Annotated in this window: 2 protein-coding genes; both read right to left on the bottom strand. The window is 71.9% G+C overall.

The features are described from left to right. Window positions 1-476: 476 nt before the first annotated feature. Window positions 477-2,336: a hypothetical protein gene (locus tag AC6F7H_RS00680; RefSeq protein WP_500754540.1), complete on the bottom strand. Its 1,860-nt coding sequence runs from the start codon at window positions 2,334-2,336 to the stop codon at window positions 477-479. Window positions 2,337-2,341: 5 nt separating this feature from the next. After that, window positions 2,342-3,142: an ABC transporter ATP-binding protein gene (locus tag AC6F7H_RS00675; protein ID WP_500754538.1), complete on the bottom strand. Its 801-nt coding sequence runs from the start codon at window positions 3,140-3,142 to the stop codon at window positions 2,342-2,344. Between the last annotated feature and the right edge of the window lie 288 nt (window positions 3,143-3,430).

The raw sequence follows: 3,430 nt of genomic DNA, 5'->3' as shown, positions 1-3,430 counted from the left end.
CCGAATCCACCTTACTTCCGGGGCAGTGGGTAGAAATGTCAAGCCTGAACCCAACAGCCCTCTGCGACCCAGCAGCCCAGAGCTGCGGAGAACGGAGACCAGGATCAGATTAGGAGATCAAAGCACTGATACGGCAACCCCTAATCGACCCCTCAATGTCCCCGGGAGATGAATTCCCGGAGAACGCGGAACGAGCGGTGGAACGGGGGATCGGCGAAAAGGGGAACGGCGAAATGACGGAGCGTCGGAACGGCCGGACCTGGAAATGGTCGAACGGTGAAAGGGTGAAGTGGGAGGGGGTCGGATCGAGGGAATGGGGGGAATGCCGCGCGTGGAACGCCAAGGGTGGCATGTCGGACGGGTGGGAATGTCGGAGGGACGGAATACCGGAGTGGTGCCGTGGTCGGGGTGGGGCAGATGGATTCGTATTCCGGGTGACGGCTGCGGGACGGGTCCGTGGCCTCTACACCGTTCTCCTAGGGTGCCGCAGGCTTGCCGCCGGCCCGGCCGGTCGAGAGGCGGACGGCCCGGATGAGCAGCGTGACGCCGACGGCGATCATGACCAGTGCGACCGCCCAGGACCAGGGGTCGGGTGTGTAGAGGGCCAGGAACCAGACCTTCGCGTCGACGTCGGCGAGCAGGAAGATCAGGGGCACCAGGCCCTGCGGGAAGAGCGCCAGGCTGCCGAACACCCAGGACAGGAGCGTGACCACTTCCTGGCGCCGGGTGAGCTGCGGCTTGACGCGCGTCGCCGCGCCCGCTTTCCCCGTGCCCGCCGAGGCCTCGCCCGCCGTTCCCGGGGTCGCGGGGCGTCCGGTCCGCATCAGGAGGAGCAGTTCGGGGCCGCGTGCGGTGAGCCGGTCGGCGGCGACCCGCCCCAGCCGGAGGGCGAGCAGGACACCGGTGGCCACACCGACCGGGGCGCCGAGCCAGCCGACGAGGGAGTTGTCGAGGACGGTGCCGAGGGTGACGACGCCGGCCGCCGGCACGGCGGGCAGGAGGGCGACGAAGAACAGCGCGTTGGAGGGCCCGGTCGTGTCGGCCCGGTCGAGGGGGCTGTCGGGCCGCTTGTGGGCGTCCGGGCCGGGCACGAGGGCCGTGACCGACGCGTACGACATCAGGCCGATACCGCCGCCGAGCAGGGCCGGGACGAGGGCGGCGACCCACGGCCAGGTCCAGGAGTACCCGCTCGCCGCGGTGCATATGACCGTCACCGCGACGGTCAGCGGGCCGAACAGCAGCAGGCACGCCCACTGCCGGCCGCGGACGTCGGCGCGCTGGCTGCCCGTGGTGAGGGTGAGCCACAGGCTCGTCCCGTCCTGGCTGTACAGGTTGTAGGCGGTCGCGACGACCATCACCGGAAGTGCCGGGCCCGCCCAGGGCAGCAGCAGGCCGGTGTCGAAGGTGAGCGGCAGCAGTGCCGTCCCCAGGGCCCAGGCCAGCGGCGTGACCGCCATGGTGACGCGCTGCGGGTCGCGCAGCCAGGTCCGCAGTTCCTTGCGGACCACGGCCCCGGTCGCGCCGGAGAGAGCGCCGCGCGCGGGGGCGGCCCGGCGTGCGCTCCCGCGGACGACGGAGCGGCCGTGCCGGGCCTGGCCGAGGGTGCGGCTCCAGACGGCCAGCAGCAGAACGCACAGGGCGACGAGTCCGGCCAGGGCGCCGAGCGACTGCCACCAGTCGCCGCTGTCGGCGGCGTCGACGGCGGCCACGCCCCACCCGGACGGGACGGAACGGATCGCGGTCGACACGAAGCCGGAGAACCCGGTCTCGGTCACCCGGGACGCGACGACGGCCACCACGAGCATCCAGCCGGACTGGGTGAGCACCAGCATCGCCGCGAACAGCAGGCCGGTCACGAAGGCACCGAACCGGGAGCCGGCGACCGCCCCGAACAGGGCGTGGGTGACCCTCGACAGCAGGACCACGAACACCAGTTGCGCGGCGGCGGCCGGGACCGACACCAGGGCCGGTCCCAGGCCGGAGCGGATGCCGTGGACGACGAGGCCGAGGAACGCCAGGGCCGTCACCACGGTGGTGATGCCGACGAAGGCGGCCGCGAGCAGTCCGAGGGCGAGGCCGCGGCGGGGCAGCGGCAGCAGCGCGAAGTGGTCGTTGCGGAGGACTGCCGAGCCGCCCCACAGCGGACCGACCATCCAGCCGAGGGTCCAGATCAGGAACGTCACGGCGAGCAGGTCGGAGACCAGTCCCGGGGTGTCGAGCCGGACGAACGCCAGGGCGACGGTGGCCGCGGCGAACATCAGGCCCAGGATCGCGCCGGTGACCATCCAGACGGCCTTGCCGCCGGTCATGGAGTTGCGGATGAGCCGCAACTTCATCCGAATCAGGACGCCAGCCACGACAGGCCCTCTCCCGTCCTCGCCTCGGCCCCGACGAGACGGACGAAGGCCTCCTCGAGTGTGCTGTCGCCGCGTACCTCGTCCAGCGTCCCGGCGGCCACCACGCCGCCGCCGGCCATGACGGCGACCGTGTCGCAGAGCTGCTCGACCAGCGGCATGACATGGCTGGACAGGACGGCCGATCCGCCGGACGCGACGAAGCGCTGCAGGATCGTCTTGAGTGCCACGGCCGAGACCGGGTCGACCGCCTCGAACGGCTCGTCCAGCACCAGCAGCCGCGGCCGGTGCAGCAGCGCGGTGGCGAGTCCGATCTTCTTGCGCATTCCGGTGGAGTAGTCGACGACCAGGGTGCGTTCGGCCTCGACGAGCTGCATGACCTCCAGCAGCTCGTCGACCCGCCGGGTGAGCTCGGCGGGTTCGATGCCGCGCAGCTGGCCGGTGAACGTCAGCAGTTCACGGCCGGTGAGCCGCTCCGGCATCGACAGGCCGTCGGGCAGCACACCCAGCAGTGTCTTGGCCCGGACCGGGTCGGACCAGACGTCGACGCCGAAGACCTCGCAGCGGCCGCCGTCCGGGCGCAGCAGGCCGACGGCCATGGACAGGGCCGTCGTCTTGCCGGCGCCGTTGGGTCCGACGAGGCCGAAGAAGGAACCCCGGGGGACGGTCAGATCGACTTGCCGGACGGCGACATTGTCACCGAACTCCTTGTGCAGGCCGGTCAGCCGCAGCGCGGGCGGCTCGCTGCCGGAGCCGAACTCCGGTTTCGCGGCGTGCTGCTCCGTCACGTGTTGTTTTCCTTCCTGTGGCAGCGGCACCGGCCGCGTGGGCTCGGTCGGGCCGGGTGCGGCGGGAATTGAGGGGGGAGGTGAACAGGCGGCGCCGCGGGTGGACCCTACACGGCACCACGCCCCTACCGAGTACCCCTAGAACTCCGCGCGCGGAGGGGGACGTTCCTGGTCGCGCACCCGTCGGCCGCCTCCCGGGGCCGCCGGCCGCACGGTCCCCGCCGCGTGCGGCCCCGCCACGGTTCGCCGGCCGTGTCCCGGAGAGTCCCGCAAGGCACATAGGGGCTG

It is taken from the genome of Streptomyces sp. MMS24-W38 (assembly GCF_059889265.1).
This window is presented reverse-complemented; position numbering and strand designations above follow the sequence as displayed.